The organism is Nitrospirillum pindoramense, assembly GCF_007827955.1.
GTDB classification, from domain to species: domain Bacteria; phylum Pseudomonadota; class Alphaproteobacteria; order Azospirillales; family Azospirillaceae; genus Nitrospirillum; species Nitrospirillum amazonense_B.
Map to the genome: position 1 here is coordinate 146,416 of NZ_VITR01000016.1, position 21,745 is coordinate 168,160.

Consider the following 21,745-nt stretch of genomic DNA (forward strand, 5'->3'; position numbering starts at 1 on the left):
GACGGCGGTGTTATCAATCGTCGCCGGGCCGCCGCCCGGGGGAATCGCCGGGCCGCCCCGCCACATCCGGGGTGGACAGGGCGATGGTTCCGTCGCTAGGTAGGGCCTCGCAAACACCCCATGACAGCTACGGGACCGCCCCGCCATGACCCGCCCCTCCGGCCGCGCCGCCGACCAGCTCCGCGCCGTCTCGCTTGAGACCGGCTTCGCCAAGTACGCCGAAGGCTCCTGCCTGGTGCGCTTCGGCGACACCCACGTGCTGTGCACGGCCAGTGTCGAGGAAAAGGTGCCGCCCTTCCTGCGCGGCCAGGGCCTGGGCTGGGTGACGGCGGAATATGGCATGCTGCCCCGCGCCACCCACAGCCGCACCGACCGTGAGGCCGCCAAGGGCAAGCAGTCCGGCCGCACCCAGGAAATCCAGCGCCTGATCGGCCGCGCGCTGCGCGCCATCACCGACCGCAAGGCCATGGGCGAAATCCAGGTGAAGATCGACTGCGACGTGCTGCAGGCCGACGGCGGCACCCGCACCGCCGCCATCACCGGCAGCTACGTCGCCCTGCACCAGGCCTTCACCCACCTGATGCGCATCGGCGTGCTGAAGCAGATCCCGCTGATCGACAGCGTGGCCGCCATCTCCTGCGGCATCTACAACGGCCAGCCCGTGCTGGACCTGGACTATGCCGAGGACAGCAACGCCCAGGCTGACGCCAACTTCGTCCTGACGGGCGCCGGCGGCATCGTGGAAATCCAGGGCACGGCCGAGGAACGCCCCTTCGATGAGGCGCAGTTCAACGAGCTGCTGCGCCTGGCCCGCCACGGCATCGGCCAGCTGACCGCCCTGCAAAAGACAGCCCTGGGCCTCTGACCGCAGCAAACCCACATGAGTTCCCTAGGGGCTTGGCTTCATAGCCAAGCCCTAGGCCCCGACCGGGGCCGCCGGAAGTTTCCGGGGAACGCAGTGGACTGGAAACTGAGGATAAGCCAAGGGGCGGATGCCCCGCCGGCGCCTGAGGCGAACGAATGACAAAACCCAGACAATTCACCGGCGACACCCTGATCATCGCCACCCACAACAAGGGCAAGGTGAAGGAAATCGCGGCCCTGCTGGGCGACCACGTCGCCCACTTCCCCACGGCGGGGGAGCTGGGCCTGCCGGAGCCGGAGGAGACCGGCCTGACCTTCCGCGAGAACGCGGAGCTGAAGGCCCTGGCGGCGGCCAAGGCGGCGGGCAAGCCGGCGCTGGCGGACGACAGCGGCATGGCGGTGAAGGCGCTGGACGGCGCCCCCGGCATCTACTCCGCCCGCTGGGCCGGGCCGGAGAAGGACTTCGCCGCCGCCATGGCCCGGGTGGAGCGTGAGTTGCCGTCCGGCGCGCCGCGTGACGCCAGCTTCGTCTGCGCCCTCACTATCGCCTGGCCGGACGGCCATGTGGAGACGGTGCAGGGCGAGGTGCACGGCCAGCTGGTCAACCCGCCGCGCGGCGACCGGGGCTTCGGCTACGACCCCATCTTCGTGCAGGACGGCTACACCGTGACCTATGGCGAGATGGAACCGCACGAGAAGCACGCCATCAGCCACCGGGCCCAGGCCTTCCGCCAGTTGGTGGAGCGATGCTTCCGCTGACGCCCCCTGACGCCGACGCCACACCGGGCGGCTTCGGCCTCTATGTGCACTGGCCGTTCTGCGCCAGTAAATGCCCCTATTGCGACTTCAACAGCCATGTCCGCGAGGGCGTGGACCAGGCCCGTTGGCGCGCGGCGATGCTGCGGGAGATGGACCACTTCGCCGCCCGCGTGCCAGCGGGGCGCCGCCTCAGCAGCGTCTTCTTTGGCGGCGGCACTCCCTCGCTCATGCCGCCGGAAACGGTGGCCGCCGTCCTGGAACGGGCCGACCACCATTGGGGCATCGGCGACGGCGTCGAGGTGACGCTGGAGGCCAACCCGACCTCGTCGGAGGCGGCGCGCTTCGCCGGCTTCCGTGCCGCTGGCGTCAACCGCCTGTCCATGGGCATCCAGGCCCTGAACGATGCCGACCTCAAGGTGCTGGGCCGCAAGCATTCCGCCCCTGAGGCGATGGCCGCCATCGCCATGGCCAAGGGCATCTTCGATCGTTTCAGTTTCGATCTAATCTACGCCCGCCCCGGCCAGACGGTGGCGGCTTGGCAGGATGAGCTGTCCCGGGCGCTGGACATGGCGGTGGGCCACCTGTCGCTCTATCAGCTGACCATCGAGGAAGGCACCCAGTTCCACACCCTGCAACAGCGCGGCGACCTGGTGGTGCCGGATGAGGATCTGGCGGGTGATCTCTATGAGGCGACGCAAGTCCTGCTGAACCAGGCCGGCATGCCGGCGTATGAGGTGTCCAACCACGCCCGTCCCGGCCAGGAAAGCCGGCACAACCTGGTTTACTGGCGCTATGGCGACTATGTCGGCATAGGCCCCGGCGCCCACGGCCGCCTGACGCTGAAGGGTGAGAAGGTCGCCACCCGCACCCACCGCGCCCCGGAAATCTGGCTGCAGCGGGTGGAGGAGGGCGGCACCGGCGCCCACGCGGACGAGGTTGTGACACCCGACCAGCGCGGCCGCGAAGCCCTGATGATGGGCCTGCGCCTGGCCGAGGGCGTCAGCCTGGCCCGCCTCACGGCCGAGGCCGGCGGTGTGAACCCGGTGGATATGGCAGCGGTGGACCGCCTGTCCCGCCACGGCCTGCTGACCCTGGACGGCGACCGCTTGACCGCCACGGCGGATGGTCGCCAGCGGCTGAACGGCGTGTTGGCGGCGCTGCTGGAGTGAAATGCGATTTAATAGTGGATAGGGAGTTCCCCAAAGGCTAGATTGCCTCATTATTTTATTTATGGGGGATATAATGAGATTTTTTCTCTTTTTCTCAGCATGTTGGATGGCGGTTTTTTCCACTTTCCCCACTTGGGCAGGCTCGATCAGTGGCACGAAAATTGTTCGGATCAGCAGTGCGGACGTCGGCAATCTCAGGGGGCGGGAAGGCATTTTCGTTGTCGAATTTGATAAAGTGCTGCCTGACCGACCCTCTTGTGCCACGGTCACCTCAAGTCTTGCCATCGATCCTACCACGGACATAGGAAAGGCCCAAATCGCCCAACTCTTTACGGCGCAGGCGCAGGGTACGCTCCTGACCGTGGTGGGGCGGGGGACCTGTACGATTTGGGACAAAACCGAGGATTTGTCAGAGGTCTACGCTCCCGGCTATTGAGTCCTCAGTCCGAATGGCCTATCGCGGGCTGACGCCATGTGACATGGCGCAATGTGTTCGCGGCATGTAACGTGAGTTCCGCCCGCACCGCCTCCGTCGTCACCACGGTGGCGTACTCACCCTCCATATTGGGCCAGCGACAGGGTATGCACGTCTTCCGCTCGCCCTCTCTGCGTCATTCCGCGCTATCCGCCGAGCTTGAGGGAGTGGTTGGCCGGTGCCATGTTTGGCTGTGTCGGACCCTTTGAAATCAGGCCATCCCCCCATGCCCGCGTCATTCATCCTGTCTGCCGCCGCTCTGCGCCGGTTCCTTTGCTGCGCCCTGGTCATGGGGGCGGCATTCACCCTGAAACCCGCCGTGGCCGCCGGCATCCCCTTTGTCGGTTGCCCCGCCGATGGCCAGATGGGGCCGCAGGCCGCGCCCCGGAAGGGGACCGTTCCGTCCTTGCCCCCCGCGCTGGCCGCCAAGGCGGCGGGGCGCTTGGCCTATTATGCGGGACCGGATGACGCCGGTGGCATCGGCAGCTTCGCCCCCAAGGGTTGGCACTGCTTGGCCCTCTACGGTTCCAACGGCTCCCAACTGCTGGTGACGGCCAACCCCCTCACCAGCCGCGAGCTGATCAAGGCGGTCGAGCATATCCAGGGCCCGGCCCTGCAACTGGTCTGGCTGGACGGCGACACGTCCGGCCGGTTCGAGGTGGCGAAGATCGCCGCCCGCCTGTTTCCCGTCGCCAAGGATTACGTCCAGGGTGTGATCGACGAAGGGTTGGCGGACAAGTCGGAATACACCTGGGGGCCCTATCCGACGGACACCGTTGTGCGCCACAGCCCCACCTCGGTGGATTTCGTGACGCCGGCCGGACAAAAGGGCCTGGGCACGGACAGCCATCTCACCCCAGGGCCCCTACCCATCATCGGCAGCGCCTTACTGTTTCCAGATGACGACATGGCCCTGCGCGAGCTGGTCGTGCGTCTGCCGCCGGAGATGGCGGACCTGGGGCCTGTCATCCAGGCGGCGTTCCGGCCGGAGTAGCGAAGCGCCTTCTGGAATTATGACCATCATGGTCATTGTCCTTAAGGCGTCCTGCCCTCGGCGTCATTGCTGACGATCCTCAGCTATGGCCTGGCTTGGCCAGGAAGGAGAGCAGCCAGCACCGCCTCCGTCGTCGCCACGGCGGCGTACTCGCCCGCCATGTTGGCCAGCGACAGGGCGTGCACGTCTTCGGCGCTCCACACCCGGCCCCGGCCGTCGCGCTTGGCGAAAGTGTAGGTGGCGTCGCTGACGACCGTGGTGGCATAGCCCAGGTTGCCGGCCATGCGCACCGTGGCCTCCACCGAATTGTTGGTGATGACCCCGGCCACCACCACGGCGGTGATGCCCCGGCCGCGCAGCAGGTCGTCCAGCCCGGTGCCGATGAAGGCGCTGTTGGTGCGCTTGGCCACCACGATCTCGCCGGCCGCCGGCATCGCCTCCTCCTTGAAGGCATGGCCCGGTCCGTCGGGACGGTAGGTGGAATGGGGCTCCACCGAATCATGCCGCACGTGGATGAGGGGCAGGCCGGCGGAGCGCCAGGCGGCCAGCAGCCGGGCCACGTTGGCCTCAGCCTCCGGATTGTTGCGCGGCCCCTCCGCCGCCCAGCGCGGATCGTCGATGGCGCGTTGCAGGTCGATGAGGAGAAGGGTGGGAGCGTTCACCGCACCACCACCCGGCGGTAGCTCAGCGCCTCGGCGATGTGCACGCGGCGCACGGTGTCGCTGCCCTCCATGTCGGCCAGGGTGCGGGCGACGCGCAGGACGCGGTGATAGCCGCGGGCGGACAGGCGCAGGCGGTCGGCGGCCTCGGTCAGCAGGGCGCGGCCGGGGGCCTCGGGAGCGGCCACCTTTTCCAGCAGTTCGCCATCCGCCTCGGCATTGGTGCGGATGGTGGGGTGGCCTGGCTTCGTCAGGGCGGCGTAGCGCGCCGCCTGGATGCCCCGCGCGCGGGCCACGCGGGCGGCCACGATGGCGCTGGTCTCGCGCGGCGGGGGCAGCGACAGGTCCGACGCCTTCACCGCCGGAACGTCGACATGCAGGTCGATGCGGTCGAACAGGGGCCCGGAAATCTTGGACTGGTAATCGGCGGCGCATTTGGGGGCGCGGCCGCAGGCCTGGGCCGGGTCGTCCAGGTGGCCGCAGCGGCAGGGGTTCATGGCCGCCACCAACTGCACCCGCGCCGGGTAGGTGACATGGCCGTTGGCCCGCGCCACCGTCGCCCGCCCCGTCTCCAGCGGCTGGCGCAGGGCCTCCAGCGTGGGGCGCGCGAATTCCGGCAGTTCATCCAGGAACAGGACGCCCTGGTGGGCCAGGCTGATCTCCCCCGGCTTGGCGCGCACACCACTGTCAAAAACACCATCTTTTCCGACTGGCATTGGCAGTTTCCCGTCATCGGAACACCAAAAAATCCGACTGTGCGAACCAAATTTTCCAACTAGTTTGGAATTTACACCAAAAAATCCGACTGGTTTGGAACGGCTTTTTGCCCCTACCATCATCAGGGTAACCTAGAAGGGGGCCGGGGTGGTCAGGCGTCGCAAAGTTGGGCCGAATAACCGCAGCTATACCGGGCGTCACGTCACCGGCGACGGCGAAAACACTGTGCGTTACGAGTCCAAGCTGGAGCGCGACCTCCTGATCTTGCTGGAGTCCCGCCCAGGCGTGCTGGAGATCACGGAACAACCCTTCACCCTGGAGTTCGTGGACAGTACCGGCCGCAAAAAAACGTACACGCCGGACTTCCTGGTCCGGTACGCCGACAAGACCTCGATCTACGAGGTGAAGTTCAAGGATGAACTGAAGAAAAACTGGGATCGCTATCGGGAGCCCTACTTCTACGCGCGCTCATGGGCGAAGCAGAACGGCATGCGCTTCCGGATCATGACGGAGAAAGCCATCCGAACTTTGAGGACGGAGAACTTCAGGGTGCTCCGGCCCTTCCTCCGTGTCGAGCCTGACGCCGACACCGTCCAGCAAATCCTGAACGGCTTAGCGGAAGGTCCCTGGACCATCGGGCGCTTGGCCAAGGACCTATATCCGAACGTCGAGGAGCGCGGCTTGTTCTGGCAAGCGATGTGGGTGCTGCTCGTCCAGGGACGGCTGACAGGTGACTTCGATCGGTTTCCCCTGGGGATGGATTTCGTGGTGTGGAGGACATAGTGACCGAGCAAAACGTTCCGTCTCCATCCGCCCTGTGGCTTGAGCCAAGGAAAGGACTGATGGTCGATGTCGGGGGAAAGCCCGGCAAGATCGTGAGTGCGCTGTCGTTGGAGGTCGTCGTGGTGGAGGACCTGGCCACCAAGGAGACGACTCGGGTCGAGCTTGGCCAGCTAAAGGTCTGGACGGAGGGCGCGCCGGAGGAGGCCCCAGTTGCGCCCGACCTGGCGTCGATCGCCCCCGAGCGGCTGGCGATGGGGCTGGAGCGCTTGAAGGTCATCCAGGAGATCTTGGCAATGAGCCGGCCGCCCCGATCGGTGGTGGAAGAATACGCGGCGCAGTTGGGGATGAGCACGTCACACCTCTACGACCTCGTCAGCATGTGGCGCCGGCAGGGTGGGGTGACCAGGCTGATCCCTCACATCAGCCCGAGGAAAAAGTACCCGTCACGGCTTTTGCCCGCTGTGGCCCAGATCGTCGAATCGGCGATAGACGAGTATTATCTGAAGCGGCGTGAGCCCCTGAAAAAGGTGGTCGCGGCGGTCAAGAACGCCTGCTTGCTGGCGGGAGAGACACCACCGTCCGCCACCACGGTGAGCAAGCGCATCAAGGCGCGGCCGCCGAGTGAGGTGGCTGCGGCACGCCTTCTCCCGGGGGTCACCAACAAGGTCTACAAGGAGGTGTATGGGCCCGGCGAGGAGCCGCAATGGCCCCTCCACCGGGTGCAGATCGACCACACGGTCGCCGACTTGTTCATTATCGACCCCGAGCACCACCAGGCTCTGATGCGTCCGTTCCTGACGCTGGTGTTCGATGAATATTCCCGGTGCATCCTGGGCTTCCGTCTCAGCTTGTCTCCGCCTTCCACATTGTCTGTGGCCATGGCCCTGCACCATGCCGTGTTCCCCAAGGCGGAATATTGCCGGCGTATGGAGATTGAGACGCCGTGGGAGATGTATGGGAAACCCGATTCGCTGTTCACCGACAACGCGGCGGAATTCGATAGCGCCGGCTTGATCCTCGGTTGCCAGCATTATGACATCAACCATACGTTCCGGCCGCTGGACAAACCCGAGTACGGTGGGCGCATCGAGCGGTTCATCGGTACTCTCATGGGGAGGTTGACGCTAATCCCCGGAGCCACTGGCAACAGCATTCGGGAACGGAGCAAGGGATACGATCCCGAGAAATACGCGATCCTCACCCTGGAGCAGGCTGAACGCCGGGTGGCCCATATGATCGCACTCTATCACCGGGAAGTGCACAGCAGCTTGAAGGTAGAGCCCCGACAGCGTTGGAAGGAGGGGATTTTCGGCAGTGATGCCATCCCAGGCCGGGGCCTACCGGCTTATCCCGCTGATCCTGAGAGATTCCTGATCGACTTTCTTCCGGCAGACCGTCGCACCCTGCAGGAGTACGGGGTGATGATAAACCGCTTCAAGTATAACTGGCCCGTCCTGCGCGTCCTGCGAGATAGGTATCGCAAGGAAAAGGTTATCGTCCGGCACAATCCTGACGACGTTTCCCGGATATGGGTATGGGACCGGGAGAACTTCCGGTACTACGAGGTGCCCATGGCCAGCGGCCGCAGCACGCCGGCGCCGCTCTGGGAGGTCAACCGGGCCGTGGCCAGCTTGAAGAAGGAAGGCTATGACGCGGAGAACGAGGCCTTCATATTCAACAAGCTGGAACAGCTTCGCCGGGAAGATGAGGAACTGGGCGCCAAGGTCAAACAAGCGCGGAAAGCCATCGCCCGCCGCCAGGAGGCGGAGCGGACCGGCAAATTGCTACCCGCCCCGGCCAAGGGTGCGGTGCGGGCACTGCCACCTCCTAATCCGGTTGGCCAGGAAGTGCTTCCTTCCGTCGTTTCTGAACCGGCTCCCGAGGGTAAGCCCAAGCAGCGGCCGGTGATCGACGTGGAGGGGTGGTCATGACCGACTATTCCCACCTCCATTCCTCAACGGTCCCACTGCTGGACCTTTCCAATGCCGAGCGGGTCTTCCGCTGCCAGACGAAGCGGTATGTGAACTACCCGCGCGCCAAGCAGATCATGGCCAAACTGGAGCACCTGCTGGTGCTCCCGCACCAGCAGCGGCCGGAATGCCTGATCGTGGAGGCCCCCACCAGCAACGGTAAGTCATACTTGTTGAAGGAGTTCCTGCGTCGGCATCCCGCCGTGGACGACCCCAAGGGCGATTCGGGGATCATTCCGGTCCTGTTCATCGAGGTCACCGGCGACCCCAGCTTGGAGACTTTCTACGAGTGGATCCTTGATGCGTTGTCGGTCCCCTTCAATCGCAAGAGCCACCGGCGGATAAAGCGCCACCAATGCATCCTGGCGCTGAAAATGGCGGGGACGCGGATCGTCATCATGGACGAGACCCACAACCTGGCCCTGGCTTCGTTCGCGGAGCGGATGAAGATCCTCGCGGAGATGCGGTCGATCATGAACGACGATACGCTCATGATCAGCTTCGTGTGCGCGGGCACGGGCCAGGCAAAATCGCAGCTTCAGAGCGACGCTCAGCTGCTGAACCGTCATGAGGTTGCCCAACTGCCGCTGTGGAAAGATGACGGGGACTACCGGGCGCTGCTGGCCGGCTTTGAGTCACTGCTGCCGCTGCGGCAGCCGTCGGGACTGTGGGAGGATGACGCTCTCGCCGGCTACATTCTGGAGCGCAGTGAGCGGCTGATTGCCGGCATGTTCTACATCGTCAGCCGTGCGGCTACCGAGGCCATACGCAGTGGCGAGGAACGCATCACCCGCAAAATACTGGAGCGTGTCGACTATCAGCCGCCATCAAAGCGGCGTGTTACGGTGGTCGATCTCGACGTGATGTAACAGCAATGCTGTCCGGGCGGTATTGGCTCTACCACCCCAAGCCGCAGCAGGACGAGAGCCTATACTCCTGGGTTCTTCGGACCGCTCAGGGGAACGGCCTGCGGAGCTACAGCTTCTGCCAACTCGCCTTTCAGCGGGGCCGCCTGCTTGGGCAGGACATTGACCGTTCCGTACCGGAGGGCATGCTGGCTGTCATGGCGTCGAAGACGGCCACCCCTTACCGACGGGCTTTCGAGACCACCTTGGCCAGTTACGAGGGCTGGCTGGTGGAGAAGTGGCAGCCGCTGGGGCGCACCAAATGGGTGCTCCATAGCGGGAGCCGTCATCGCATCCGGCGGGTCCACGGCTTCCAATTCTGCCCGCTGTGCCTGAGGGAAGACGCCACACCCTATCTCCGGCGGACTTGGCGCCTTGCCCTTTGGAGCTGCTGCCCCCGGCATGGTTGCATCATGCATGATGCCTGCCCACACTGCGGCGCGGCACTGATGGCTCACCGGGCTGAGGCGATCGAGCGGTGCGGGGCCTGCGACGGTACGCTAACATCTGCTTTAACCCTTCAAGCGGACTTTGGCGCGCTGGTCCTTCAGCAGAGGACCAGCGCTATCTTGGCTCGCGGCTGGGCCATGCTGGGAGATGCTACGTTCGTGCGGTCCCACCTCTACTTTGACCTGCTCCACCAGGTGATGCGTCTATTGGCTTCCCGCCGAGCGGCCGGGGGCCGCCTACGGAGCGTGATCGCCACCACTTGGGGTGGACCGAGCGAGGTTAGTGAAGAGAGTGAGCTGGAGCGGATGGGGCCAATTCCGCGGCATGCCGTGGCGGCGCTGACGTCTCGACTCCTGGAGGGCTGGCCCTGGCGGTTTGTGGGCGCCTGTTTGGAGGCGGGCGTTACCCGGTCGCGTGTCTTGATGGACCTCAAGGAGGTGCCATATGAGCTTGACCGGACCCTTCGACAGTTCATGGACCGTAAGTCCTATGAACCTTCCGACGGAGAGGTTGCCGCAGTCGTGGCTTATCTTCGCAGGAACGGCATCCGGCCAAGCACCCGTAGCCTACATAGGTATGTATGGGGTGGTGGCGTGCCATAAATTGGGTCGAAGCGCTGGAAAACTTACGGAATCGGTGCTTACAATCGGAAGAAACAGCACCATGGCGACGACGAAGCCCAGCCTGCACAATGAAATCATGGTCGGCCTGCAGGAGGCCGTGGCCCATGCCCGGGGAGAAGCGGCGGGCGCCCGCGAAACCGTGGTCATGGTGGGGAAGCGGATCGATGTGCGAGCCATTCGGGAAGGGACAGGCTTGACCCAGGAGGCATTTGCCGCCCGATACGGCTTCCCTTTGGCGGCGCTGGAGAAGTGGGAGAGCGGCGCGCGCCATCCCAGAGGCTCGGACCTCGTTCTGCTCACGGTGATAGACCGGGAGCTGGACGCCGTTAATCGGGCACTGACCGCCGTATAGACAGGCCGCCCAGGGGCAAGCGCCAGCAGCAGGAGCACCTGCCGACAGCGCTGAAGTGCCCGGCGCTTGACCCTTCGGATTGTGGTGCGCCTGGAACCCGCCCTTGATGCCCAGGAGATCCTTCGCAAAAGTGGGGTGATCAACACCAGTGGTTGTATTTTGTGGCAGTCGCATCTGATTAGCGATAAGTTTTCCAACAATTTAGGTGGAATAGGTTGAGTGGGCTCGGCAAGGTCGGTCCCCTGAGTCGGCTGCGCCCGGCTTTCTTTTATTTATATTCCGTTATCTTTTATTAGGCGAAAATAGTGCCCCCGCTTTTGGGCTCCATCTCCTGGTCAACACCCATCTGACCCTTATGGGACAAGGCTTCTGAGCGTATTGTGATTCAAAACGGAATCCCAGACCCTCCCAAAACGCAACCTTATTAGGGTTTGGCCGTTTGCGCCAGGGGGTGGTTTTTGCGATAATCCATGTATTGAAGGTTTAAAAAGTTAGTAATATGGTTTCATCATGCGCAAAAATGGTTTAAGAGGGACAAAATGAGCAACATTGCAAGACTGCCTTTTGGCGACGATGTGGCTGAGTCCTCCCCCAATATTTCCGAGGAGTTAATGGCGCTGATTGAGGCCGGACTGAACTCGGACTTTTCCACGATCAGGCGTGTGGGCGGCCGGCTTGTGAGCCATTTCGCTGGTGACGATCAGGGTAAGCTTCAGGGGCAGCTGGCGCGTATCATCAGGGGGCGCCGCGACCTGAACACGCCCAAATCGCTTCCAACGGACGGCAAGTCCAGAAACCCTTTGGTCGAGGAACTGCCCTGGCCCAAGGACCCGTTGTTTGTCGACGGACGGGTCGACGGGATCCTGAAGCGCCTCGTGGCAGAGGCCAAAGCGGCCGACCTCCTGGCTGCCGAAGGGCTGGCCCCCCAAACCAACTTGATCTTGTCCGGCCCGCCTGGAACCGGGAAGACCCTGGCTGCGGGCCACATAGCGGCTAGGCTGGGTGTTCCCTTGCTTAGCGCAAGACTGGACAGCCTAGTTTCCTCTCTTCTGGGCGACACGGCCAAGAATATCAGGTCTCTATTCGAATTCGTTCAAGATCAACCATGTGTGCTCCTTCTTGATGAAGTCGACGCTGTCGCGAAACAGCGCGACGATGACCGGGATATCGGTGAATTGAAGCGTGTGGTAAATACTCTTCTTCAGGCACTGGACAGTCTTGGCCATCGAAATGTAATTATCGCAGCTACAAATCATCCGCATCTTCTTGATTCGGCTGTTTGGAGGCGGTTCCCCTACAAGATCGATCTTTCTCTTCCAAATGAGGCGGTGCGTATCGATCTGTGGAAATACTATCTGAAAATCGAAGGTCCTGAACATATCCAAGCCCTGGCCCGCCTGTCCGAAGGTTTATCCGCTGCCGACGTTCGGACAATTGCCCTAGGCGAGCGGCGTGCTGCCCTGCTTGAGGCACGAGAGATCAACCTTCCCGCTATTGTGGACGGGGTTGTTAGTTGCCGAAGTGGCGGCCCTGGGATACTTATGAGCGACAAAGCTGATACGGACTATTGGCTTCAGTTGCGGCGTGACTGCCGTGAGCGCTTCGCTATGACCTCCAAGGAGGAAAGCCTGGTGTTCGGCGTCACGGTCCAAGCGGCGCTGAAGGCCCGTAAAGCTCAAAGTAGCCATCGAGCAGGAAAACCAAACGGTGCCGGAAAAGCCTCTACTTCGCCTCACCATCCGGGGAAGGCGCTCACGGCCTGACACATCCTGGGGACCCAGGCAGATAAAGCCCGAGTACGAAGAGCGTCGGGCGCATCTGATACGAGCGATCAACGAGCTGTTTGACCCAGCCTCATCCAGGCTGAAGTGGTTTTCTGGCCGCGCCCTCCTTTGGGTTCAGATGGCCCCTGACGCGGGTGCGCCATCCTGGGCGCCGCTTGAACTTTTCCACGGAGATCGTGATGCGCGCATGAGCATGATCGCGCCGTGGGACGACGGCTACATTGTCGAGGTGAGCCGGTCGGCGAAGGACGGCCTGCTACACCGGCTCACCAATCCTTCGGACGAGATTAAGGCAACCGTCTCGCGGATCGTTGACCTTCTTCCTCATCCGGAGGTCGTGTCGGTTCTGGATAAGCTCAAGGCGGTCTGGGATGCTGCCCCGGAAATCCAGGCCCGGCGCAGCTTTGTCCTGTCGCCGGCTCCCTTCCGTCATAATTTGGCCCGCCGTCGAATTATCGCTGCCCTCCATGGCGCCGGCCTCGGTCTCTCACCCGCATTCCCTCTGCTGGAAGACCACAGTGTCCTGCGTAACCGCGGGCCCTTCGTAGAACTGTACGAGGTTCAAGCCGCCACCCTGCCGGCGTCCATGCCGGAAAGGGCGTTAGCGCTTCAGACGCCTGGTCACTATCTGCGCTTCGCAGTAACCCTCGGCTCGTTCGAGGAAATGCTCCAGGCGAGCGCGAACGGGATTTCCGTGCGCTGGGATCCAATTCCTCAGCTGGAACCCGCGCGCACCGGGTGGGGGCCTGAGCCCGAGATCGAAGTGGCCATCACCGGCACGGAGCCCACGGTTGGCGTTATCGACGGGGGACTGAGCGCCAGGCGCTATGAGCCCATCGTCGCGTGGCGAGAGGAACCTTTCTTCCCCGAGGGTCAGCTTGACGTGCGGCATGGCAACCGTGTTGCCGCCCTGATTTGGAACCCCGAGGAGTGGAGCAACGGGCTCCAACTGGACCCGTTACCCTGTCGGGTGGGCATCGTTCCCGCGGTCCCTCGCTCCGATATCGCCGCACAATGGGATATCGCGGCTTTCTTTGAATATCTTGACCGGGTTATTTCCCGGCATCCCGACACCAAGGTTTGGAACGTGTCGGCGAACCTTCGCCGCGCGTGCGATGAAAACCGTGTCAGCGAGTTCGGACACCAGCTTTCTGTCCTGTCTCGTAAATATGGCGTCCTGTTCGTCGTATCGGCTGGCAATAAAGAGGGTGGGCAGAGCGGTCGCATTGCTCCTCCCGCCGACGCCGAAGCTGGAATAACGGTCGCCGGCCGGGCTGCCGATGTTGTTGGAGCGCCTGGCGGCCCCTGTGCCGTTTCTCGGCAGGGCCTGGGCCCGGAAGAGATGTTGAAGCCGGACCTGAGCTGGTTTTCGACCCATCGGCTGCTTGGGGGCGATCATGCGACGGCGACCAGCTACGCGGCACCCCTCATCAGCCGCCTGGCTGCTCATACCTGGTCAAAGCTGCGCGATCCCTCGCCTTCAATGGTGAAAGCTCTGTTGCTGAGCACAGCCGACCGGGACCGTCTGCACGAGATGCTGGGTTTTGGAAGCCCCGTTGTGCCACGGCGCCCTTGGGCAACACCCGAGCATCGGGTCGCCCTGTGCTGGCGGGGCTCAATGACCGAGAAGGGTGAATACACCTGGTCGGACATCCGGTTGCCACCATCGATTGCCCAGGATGGCTGGCTGCGTGGACATATTCGGCTGGTGGCTGTTCTTGAGCCCGTGACGCATATGCGAGGCTCGAACTATTTCTCCACGCGGCTTGAAGCACAGGTCGAGTATTTTGCTGACGACGGGGATTGGAAGAAGCTTTTCGGAGGCCTTCCGCCTGAGACCGCTGAAGCGCGCGCTCGCCTGGAAGACCACAAGTGGGACCCCGTGCGGTTTTACAGCGAACGCAACGTAGAGGCGCAGCTTGGGCGGCCAGAGCTTCGGGTTAGCGCGCGTCTGTATTGGCGTGATAGGTATCTATATCCGTTCTCAACCCAAAACCGCGAGGTGCCCGTCAGTTTTGTCCTCACCTTGGAGGCGCCAGACCGAACGGCCGACATCCATGATGACTTCGTCGCTACGATGAGTGCGGGCGTAGAGATAGAAGTGGCTGAACTAGATGTGGAGGCGGATGGTCATTAACTAACATCGGTGCGCTCGAGGTATGATAACGCTGATACGAGCGGCGTTTCTCTAAGAAATAATGCAATTAAATAAAAGTAAAATAAACCCAAAATAAATATCATTGCACAGGTGTATAATGATTCGCTTCCGTCGTATAGCATTGAATCCATTAAATGATTGGCTTTCCGCTAAACCGTCAAGCGGATCGCACGGAAAATATGAATTGCGAGTGTGGCGTGAGGTGAACGCTAATTTTGCGGCGGTGCGCGATGAGTTGATTGCTTATGCGCAGGAAGCGTTGGATGACGCTCGCGCTAGGATCCGTAAAGGTTTCGAGGAAACTCTCTCACCCTTCTCCGACGCGGCGGACGACCCTGCTGCACACTATCCTGCCATGCTCAACCGCATTACGCTGCAAGGCTATCTTGGTGAAACCTTAGCAGGGCTGGCTGTCGAGCATTTTGGAGCGTTCGGCGAGAACGACTGGTGCGTCCCCGCTTTTCTGTTTCGCTTTCATGATCAAGAGTTCCAGCACCTCGATCTCATCAACGAGCGCTTTTTGAGAGGTGCGGTACACGATCCCGATGCCGTCGTTGAGAGGCGGCCGGGCCGCACAGGTGATGATGCTTTGGCTTTCCGACTCGATCAGGGAGGCAAGATCACCCATGTCCTAGCACTCGAAGCTAAGTGCCTTATCCGGAACAATAGCACTACCATCGCAGAGGCTCACAATAAGCTAGCCGAAGGCACTTGCCGGCCTAGCGGCATTCGGGAACTGATCACTTTACTGTCGGATTACAAGACGGATGAAGCCCAGGCGTGGGTCGCACGTCTGCTTGAACTGTTCAAAGAGGGCTTTAAAACGGCCGAAAGGCGTGATGGTCTTGCCTATACGGTAGGTAATTGGCCAAAACAGCCTGCCACCCGCGTGAGTTGGTTGTCCCCCAATGCCCCGCATGCGTCCTACACTGCCGGCCGTCGGCTCGACGCGATGGAGTTTCAGCTTGAGGCTTTAGAACAACTTGTCGATACCCTTTATCGGGGGTTCTGATGACCAGCGAAGCCGTTCTCTCTATAGCCGGTGCCATTAGGGCAAGTTTAGCCGGTTTTGCACTTTCCCCCTTGCAGGCGAAACTCTACAGCCAGCGCACCCGTCGCGACATGGGCGCGGACGGCCTGGCAACATTCAGCCAGGAAGAACTGACCGCGCGCTTAGATGAGGCATGCTTACTGCTTGAAGCAGGCTGGCTCGAGCGTTCCCTGGCTGGTGGGAGGGGCTGGACGCAAGCTGTGAAGCGGGCCGCGGAGGTTCTCGAATGGATTTCGCAAGCCTCGCTCAAACCGCCCGACGAGCCTATCCATCTTTTGTCCGCAGCTGCCTACCAAGTTGCTGGCTATCCCGCTATGGCGCTAGGTCATCTACGGACCATGCCGGCTGGCGAAGCTTCATCAACAATTCTTCGGAACTTTTTACGCGGCGATTTTGATGCCGCGTTGTCCGGTGTTCAGGCGTTCTGGAAGGTCCAGCATGATCTTGGAGCGGACCAGGTCTTGCGGGTCGGAAGCGATGCAGATAGCGAAGGTGAGGAGAGGTTTATTAATCTTGAAAGCTCTACTATTCGCCATGTCATCATGTGCATCGGCACAATCTGCTCCTACTTGCGTACCGGGGAGGTCGCGCTTGTTGATCGTGCACTGGGAAAGCTTGATGCCCTGGCGCAAAGTTACCTGCACAGCCGCGATCCTTATTCCTATCTTCTTGCGAGACTGTGCGCGGGCTCTGCACATAGCTTCATCGACGCGAGTCTTTGGCCCCATATCAAGAGGCTCGCCGACGATGTAAATTGGCGCACCCGTGCGGCCCTCATCCAGTTTGCACGCGCCGCCTTTGTCAATCGCCGCGCGTTGGTATGGCCAGGGCAGCGCGACGGCATTGAGCGACTTGCAGCCAATGACAGCTTTGTCCTATGCACGCCCACGGGATCGGGAAAGACTACAATCGCGACCCTAGGCGCGGTCCAGGGTCTGTTTGCGCCCCGAGCGAATCCATTTCATGCGGATAATTTGGTCCTCTATCTGGTGCCCTCACGCGCGTTGGCAGCAGAGGTCGAGACAAGATTCGCCGAAGACATGAGGGGCATTGCTGCGGAGCCAGTCGTGGTAACTGGTCTCTATGGCGGCACCGATTGGGGGCCGACAGACGCCTGGGTCAAGATAGATCAGCCGACTGTTGTCATTTGCACGTTTGAAAAGGCCGATGCCCTCTTGCGCTATCTCGGGACGATATTCTTGGATCGAGTGCGTCTGGTCGTAATCGACGAAGCGCATATGGTGGAGCAGGATCCAAAACGTACCGATGCAGTCATTGACGGCACGTCGCGTGCGCTGAGGCTCGAGCAACTCAGTGCCCGGTTGCTACATGCCAGAGATGAAAAGGGCTTTCGTATCATTGCCCTCTCGGCTGTCGCAGCGAAGGCAGCCCCGGCTATCGCATCATGGCTATCAAGTGACGAAGGTGACGGCCCAATCAGCTCCACCTATCGGAGCACTCGTCAAATGCTTGGCCGGCTAGAAGTTACGCGCGCTGGCCAGTTCGATATTCGATATGATTTGATGGACGGACGCACCCTCGAGTTCGAAGACGAGCGAAAGGACGACCGCCCGTATATTCCCCGCCCCTTCCCACCCGTTCCAGGTGGTGTCGATAGCTCGCTAGGAGTGGAGAAGTCGTTACGTGGTCCAACCCTTTGGGCCGCGCTCCACCTTGCGGCCGAACGTCCCGATGGCACTCACCCAACGGTGATGATCTCGCTGACTCAGTTCATTAGTGCGTTTGCTGAGACCTGTGCTGACCTAATTGAGGCTTGGATCAAGCAGGGGGTGGCACTTCCGAATTATTGGTCTGTCGCGGACGAAGACCTGCACTGGCAGCGCTGCCTCGCCGCAGCTGAGGATTATTTCACCAAGCAATCGTTTGAATACCGCCTGCTGGTCCATGGAATCGCCGTGCACCACGGGCAGATGCCGGCGCTTCTTGCGCGTAGGCTGAAGGTAGCGATCGACCGCGGCAATGTCCGAGTTGTGATCGCCACGTCCACACTATCTGAGGGGGTTAACATTCCGGTTAATACGCTGTTGATTCCCAGCGTCCACCGCTCCAACAGCGTGTTTACTGTCAATGAATTCTCCAACCTCATTGGCCGCGCCGGACGGCCTGGCGTGGCCACTGAAGGCAACGCCCTCGTCGTGCTTCCCGAGCGGGAATATCAAGGACGGGGCCTAGGTCGGAAGGTGGTGTGGAATCGCACCTGGGAGGGCTATGAAGAACTCGTCGATCAGATGAAGAAGGCGACTGAGCTGGCCGCTACCGGCGACATGTCTGTTGAGGGGGGCACGGCTAACAGCGCACTGGCGATTCTCCTCGAGCGGCTTCGCAATGCTTGGAAAGAGCTTAGTGAAAGCGACGATAACGACCAATTTGCTGAGTGGTTGGAGAAAACGGCTATCGTCGTCCGCGACGACGATGGCGATGAGACCGAGACGTTGCTGGACACGCTCGACGGACTACTAATTGCAGCGATCCAGGAGATCGATCAGTTGCGCGCCACTGGTCTCGGCGCAGCTGAACTGGAGGCGGAACTGTCGACGCTTTGGCGGCGGACTTATGCCCATGTGGCGGCAAAGGAGGAAGGCCGCCTTCAGCAAACTTGGCTCGGCCGCGGTCGTGCGATCACTTCCCTTTATCCAGATCCAAAGCGGCGGCGTCAGCTATACAAGACTAGCCTTCCGCCGCGATCTGGATCGATCCTTCTAGACCACGTTGAGGAACTCCGCGCAACGCTGAAGGCTGCCAGTGACTATGCTGACCGGGCACCTGAGCAACGGTTCCAGTTCGTTCGCCAAGTGATCGCGATGCTGAGTGAGGTGCCTGCGTTCCGGATCTCGACCAAGTTTGGTCGGCAGAAAAAACCCTTCTCCGATTGGGAGAAGCTGCTGCGCTGGTGGCTGCTCAAAATAAGTCTCAAGAAACAGCCCGAGCCAAAAGATCTCGGGCCTTGGTTCGCTTTCGTCGCAGATAATTTTATCTATCGGGGTAACTGGGGGCTCGGCAGCTTGCTCGGTGTACTTATGGATCAGGGGGACGGCGGTCCAGTTGATGCGCTTACTATTGATGACTGGCCACGCAGTGGTTTGCCGTGGATTGCCTTCTGGCTCAAAGAATTGGTGAACTGGGGAACGCTCGATCCGGTGGTTGCCTTCCTGCTCGCGCGTGGCAATGCGCGTGATCGTATGCAAGCCGAGGCGGACGCGCAGGAGTATTATGCGCATCTGGATGATGAAGTGGAGCCGAACGACAAGTTGGATCCCCGACGGATCCGCGACTGGGCGGAGGCGCGGCGGGCACCGGCCCCCTCGCGTCCAGTATCTCGTGACATCGCCCTTGATGTCAGGCTCGTGCGCCCGGATAGCGACTATCTCGTGCATCAGTTGAACGTATTCCCCTTGATGAAAGAAAACGGTTTGAAGTGGATCGATCCCGCCGGTTATGAGGTCGCTTATTGCGATCGTCCAGCGGACTGGGATGACCAGCCGTCACGCTATCGATTTGAGCTTTCCGTGGATCAGCGGCGTGTCATTGGCGAAGCCTATCTGCCGCACCGACACGACACGCAATAAGGATCGGTTATGTCGACACAGCATTCAACGCTTATCGGGTCAGGCGCAGATTCGAGGTGGATGCGACTATCGCCAAGCCAAATCTGCTGTGACGCATGAAGAGAGAATAGCGGGCGAGCGAAGCCGCTGACGCGACTTTGCCCTATACTCTGGTATGGTGGCACAAACGCACCCAACTTTTTCTAACTCCCTGAGGTCGGTTTGTCCGTAAGCATGCGGCGTAGGCCGCAGGCTGGCTATTCGGGCGCGATCCATCGCTTGAGCAATCCGGGATTGTCCTTGTGGATCGTAAGCGTCGTCTGTGGGCTGCCTTGTTGGATCGGGGGCTGTTGTGCTGAAAGCTATGTGTCGGCGGCGCGTGGGTGTGTGGCCGGCTTGGCATCATGGCAAGCAGTGTGGTTTGCACCGTGGCAGTCCAACGTATCGAGGTCATCACCGGGGCCGGTGGGCGGCGCGCCTATTCGGCGGAGGAGAAGATTCGCCTGGTGGGCGAGGCGCGTGGCGGTCGCGGCACCGTGGCGGCGGTGGCACGGCGCCATGGGGTGTGCAGCAGCCTGATCTACCGATGGCGCCGGCAGATCCGGAGCGGCGAACTCTCCCCTGAAGCGGCGTCCTTTGTGCCGGTGCGTCTGGTTGACGCGGCGCCCCCTGCCGGCGTGGGGTCCCCCGCCGTGCTGCCCTCCCAGCCACCGGGGCCGCCCGTTGAGCGGCAGGCCGCCCTGGTCGAGGTGGTGCTCACCAACGGCCGGGTACTGCGTGTCGGCGAGGACATCGCCCCCGCTACGCTCCGTCGGCTGGCCGATGTGCTGGACGGCCGGTGATCACGGTTCCCGCCGGCGTGCGGATTTACCTGGCGATGGGCGGATCAGATTGTCCGGTTCGATAGAACGGAGCCGGAACTAGACGGTCAGGATGGATACGGGCCGCCGTTGGGGCCTGAGCAGTGCCAGAAAAGAGTAAGCGTCAGCGCAGCCGCGCCTTCCCAGGGCGTTGTTGATGGGCATGCTTGCCGCTCAGCTTGGGTGGTGGACGCATGGACGACGTGACGGCGATCGACAAGGAGACGCTTCGAAGTGCTCGTACGAGCACTTCGAAGCTGCACGGCGAGGTTCTGAGCGGGCCGGAGCGGCGGCGGCGCTGGAGTACCGAGGAGAAGCTGCGGGTTCTGGCGCAGAGCGTGGCGCCGGGGTCGTCGCCGAGCCTGACGTGCCGGATGCATGGTATCAGCACCGGTCAGCTGTCGACGTGGCGCAAGCAGTTCCGGTCGGGCGAGCTGACGGGGTTCATTCCGGTTTCGGTCGTTGCCGATGCGGCGTTGCCCGAACCGGCCATCGTGCCCGAGGTGCCGGAGAGAGCGCTCATGGCCGCAGGCATGATCGAGGTCGAGCTGCCGACCGGCGTGCGGCTGCGGATCACCGGCGATGTCGGCGAAGCGGCGTTGCGCCGGGTTTTGGCGGCACTGTCGTGATCGGCATTCCGGGCAATGTCCGCATCTATCTGGCGTGCGGCGCGACCGACATGCGCCGTGGGTTCGACAGCCTGGCCGCCCAGGTGCAGACGATGCTGAGGCTTGATCCCCACGACGGCGCGCTTTACGTGTTATCCGGCGTGGAAAAGTGCCCCAGTTATCGGGGTTGGATGCACCCAAAATTGACCCACCCCGCTTGTAGTTCAGGCTGCCCGGACGAGAGATTGGCCGGTTCGTCTGGCCGCAGGCCCGGGAGGACTCGGTCGCGCTCACCGCCGCCCAGGTTTCCATGCTGCTGGAAGGGATCGATTGGCGGACGCCGGTGCGCACTTGGCAACCGGACGCGGCCTGCTGAGCGCGCTCGGGCCCGTGCGGCCCCCGGCGCGTCATAGTGACTCGGATGCTGTCCACCACCCTGCCGACGGCGGCGTTTTCGGGTAGAATCCGCCCCATGACCGACGCCGCCGCAGAGATCGCCGAGCTCCGTGCCCGGCTCGCCGAACGCGAGGCCGAACTGGTCACAGCGCGGGCGGAACTGACCGGTGCGCGCCTCCTGATCGAGCAGTACAAGGCCCAGCTCGCCAAGCTGCGCCGGATGCAGTTCGGCCGCTCGTCGGAGAAGCTGGACCAGCAGATCGCCCAACTGGAACTGATGCTGGAAGACCTGGAGGAAGGCGAGGCCGCCCGGACGGCGCCGTCGCTGGATGTCGGGAACGCGGCCCCGGAACGGCGCCAGCGGGACCAGCACCATCCGGTGCGCCGTCCCTTGCCGGAGCATCTGCCACGCGAGGAAGTCGTCCATTCCCCCGGTGACGTCTGCCCCGGCTGCGGCGGCACGCATTTCTCCAAGCTGGGCGAGGACGTGACCGAGGTGCTGGAGAGGATCCCGGCCCGCCTCAAGGTGATCCGCCACATCCGGCCGAAGCTCTCCTGCCGGACGTGCGAGGCCATCCTCCAAGCGCCCGCCCCAGACCTGC

At 62.3% G+C, this 21,745-nt stretch carries 20 protein-coding genes; 18 read left to right on the forward strand and 2 right to left on the reverse strand.

Annotated features, from left to right (window positions below):
- Window positions 1-145 precede the first annotated feature (145 nt).
- The 5 genes from rph to FBZ90_RS23125 all read left to right on the forward strand — a co-directional run bounded on the left by rph (window position 146) and on the right by FBZ90_RS23125 (window position 4,261).
- The gene (gene rph / locus FBZ90_RS23105) at window positions 146-865 is read left to right on the forward strand and encodes a ribonuclease PH (RefSeq protein ID WP_145735341.1); all 720 of its coding nucleotides are present in this window, start codon (window positions 146-148) and stop codon (window positions 863-865) included.
- Between the two features lie 155 nt (window positions 866-1,020).
- Window positions 1,021-1,623 (forward strand): RdgB/HAM1 family non-canonical purine NTP pyrophosphatase, encoded by a 603-nt coding sequence (gene rdgB, locus FBZ90_RS23110; RefSeq protein ID WP_145735342.1) that lies wholly within the window; start codon window positions 1,021-1,023, stop codon window positions 1,621-1,623.
- Complete coding sequence (hemW, locus tag FBZ90_RS23115) at window positions 1,611-2,792, forward strand: radical SAM family heme chaperone HemW (RefSeq protein WP_145735343.1); 1,182 nt, start codon at window positions 1,611-1,613, stop codon at window positions 2,790-2,792. Before rdgB ends, hemW begins: the two co-directional genes overlap by 13 nt.
- A 73-nt stretch (window positions 2,793-2,865) precedes the next feature.
- On the forward strand, window positions 2,866-3,228 hold the full coding sequence (locus FBZ90_RS23120; protein ID WP_145735344.1) for a hypothetical protein: 363 nt from the start codon (window positions 2,866-2,868) through the stop codon (window positions 3,226-3,228).
- A 265-nt stretch (window positions 3,229-3,493) separates the two neighbouring features.
- Complete coding sequence (locus FBZ90_RS23125; protein WP_145735345.1) at window positions 3,494-4,261, forward strand: hypothetical protein; 768 nt, start codon at window positions 3,494-3,496, stop codon at window positions 4,259-4,261.
- 83 nt (window positions 4,262-4,344) lie between these two features.
- Here FBZ90_RS23125 and FBZ90_RS23130 read toward each other — a convergent pair whose 3' ends face one another.
- Window positions 4,345-4,923: a cysteine hydrolase family protein gene (locus tag FBZ90_RS23130; protein ID WP_145735346.1), complete on the reverse strand. Its 579-nt coding sequence runs from the start codon at window positions 4,921-4,923 to the stop codon at window positions 4,345-4,347.
- The gene (locus tag FBZ90_RS23135) at window positions 4,920-5,759 is read right to left on the reverse strand and encodes an ATP-binding protein (RefSeq protein WP_338121754.1); all 840 of its coding nucleotides are present in this window, start codon (window positions 5,757-5,759) and stop codon (window positions 4,920-4,922) included. The genes FBZ90_RS23130 and FBZ90_RS23135 overlap by 4 nt, the downstream gene beginning before the upstream one ends.
- A 25-nt stretch (window positions 5,760-5,784) precedes the next feature.
- Between FBZ90_RS23135 and FBZ90_RS23140 the strand changes: the two genes are divergently transcribed.
- The 13 genes from FBZ90_RS23140 to FBZ90_RS23200 form a co-directional block, all read left to right on the forward strand.
- On the forward strand, window positions 5,785-6,420 hold the full coding sequence (locus FBZ90_RS23140) for a TnsA endonuclease N-terminal domain-containing protein (protein ID WP_145735347.1): 636 nt from the start codon (window positions 5,785-5,787) through the stop codon (window positions 6,418-6,420).
- A 59-nt stretch (window positions 6,421-6,479) separates the two neighbouring features.
- Entirely contained in the window at window positions 6,480-8,351 is a 1,872-nt protein-coding gene (locus FBZ90_RS23145) for a Mu transposase C-terminal domain-containing protein (RefSeq protein WP_145735348.1), read from the forward strand.
- Window positions 8,348-9,259, forward strand: a complete 912-nt coding sequence (locus FBZ90_RS23150) for a TniB family NTP-binding protein (protein ID WP_145735349.1) — start codon at window positions 8,348-8,350, stop codon at window positions 9,257-9,259. The genes FBZ90_RS23145 and FBZ90_RS23150 overlap by 4 nt, the downstream gene beginning before the upstream one ends.
- Before the next feature lie 5 nt (window positions 9,260-9,264).
- Window positions 9,265-10,347 carry a TniQ family protein gene (locus FBZ90_RS28880; protein ID WP_145735350.1) on the forward strand — a complete coding sequence of 361 codons (1,083 nt, stop codon included), beginning with the start codon at window positions 9,265-9,267 and terminating at the stop codon, window positions 10,345-10,347.
- 61 nt (window positions 10,348-10,408) lie between these two features.
- On the forward strand, window positions 10,409-10,720 hold the full coding sequence (locus FBZ90_RS23160; RefSeq protein ID WP_211102268.1) for a helix-turn-helix domain-containing protein: 312 nt from the start codon (window positions 10,409-10,411) through the stop codon (window positions 10,718-10,720).
- A gap of 539 nt (window positions 10,721-11,259) precedes the next feature.
- On the forward strand, window positions 11,260-12,483 hold the full coding sequence (locus FBZ90_RS23165; RefSeq protein ID WP_145735351.1) for an AAA family ATPase: 1,224 nt from the start codon (window positions 11,260-11,262) through the stop codon (window positions 12,481-12,483).
- Between the two features lie 208 nt (window positions 12,484-12,691).
- The gene (locus tag FBZ90_RS23170) at window positions 12,692-14,641 is read left to right on the forward strand and encodes a S8 family serine peptidase (protein ID WP_186456000.1); all 1,950 of its coding nucleotides are present in this window, start codon (window positions 12,692-12,694) and stop codon (window positions 14,639-14,641) included.
- A gap of 118 nt (window positions 14,642-14,759) precedes the next feature.
- A complete protein-coding gene (locus FBZ90_RS23175) occupies window positions 14,760-15,674 on the forward strand; it encodes a hypothetical protein (protein WP_145735353.1) in 915 nt (304 codons plus the stop codon).
- On the forward strand, window positions 15,674-19,300 hold the full coding sequence (locus FBZ90_RS23180) for a DEAD/DEAH box helicase (RefSeq protein WP_145735354.1): 3,627 nt from the start codon (window positions 15,674-15,676) through the stop codon (window positions 19,298-19,300). Before FBZ90_RS23175 ends, FBZ90_RS23180 begins: the two co-directional genes overlap by 1 nt.
- A gap of 407 nt (window positions 19,301-19,707) precedes the next feature.
- On the forward strand, window positions 19,708-20,121 hold the full coding sequence (gene tnpA / locus FBZ90_RS23185; protein ID WP_186456001.1) for an IS66-like element accessory protein TnpA: 414 nt from the start codon (window positions 19,708-19,710) through the stop codon (window positions 20,119-20,121).
- Between the two features lie 212 nt (window positions 20,122-20,333).
- Entirely contained in the window at window positions 20,334-20,768 is a 435-nt protein-coding gene (tnpA, locus tag FBZ90_RS23190; protein WP_145735356.1) for an IS66-like element accessory protein TnpA, read from the forward strand.
- 223 nt (window positions 20,769-20,991) lie between these two features.
- Window positions 20,992-21,123: an IS66 family insertion sequence element accessory protein TnpB gene (tnpB, locus tag FBZ90_RS28765; protein ID WP_338121755.1), complete on the forward strand. Its 132-nt coding sequence runs from the start codon at window positions 20,992-20,994 to the stop codon at window positions 21,121-21,123.
- A gap of 96 nt (window positions 21,124-21,219) precedes the next feature.
- The coding region (locus FBZ90_RS23200; RefSeq protein WP_186456002.1) for an IS66 family transposase at window positions 21,220-21,745 on the forward strand (526 nt) is incomplete at its 3' end.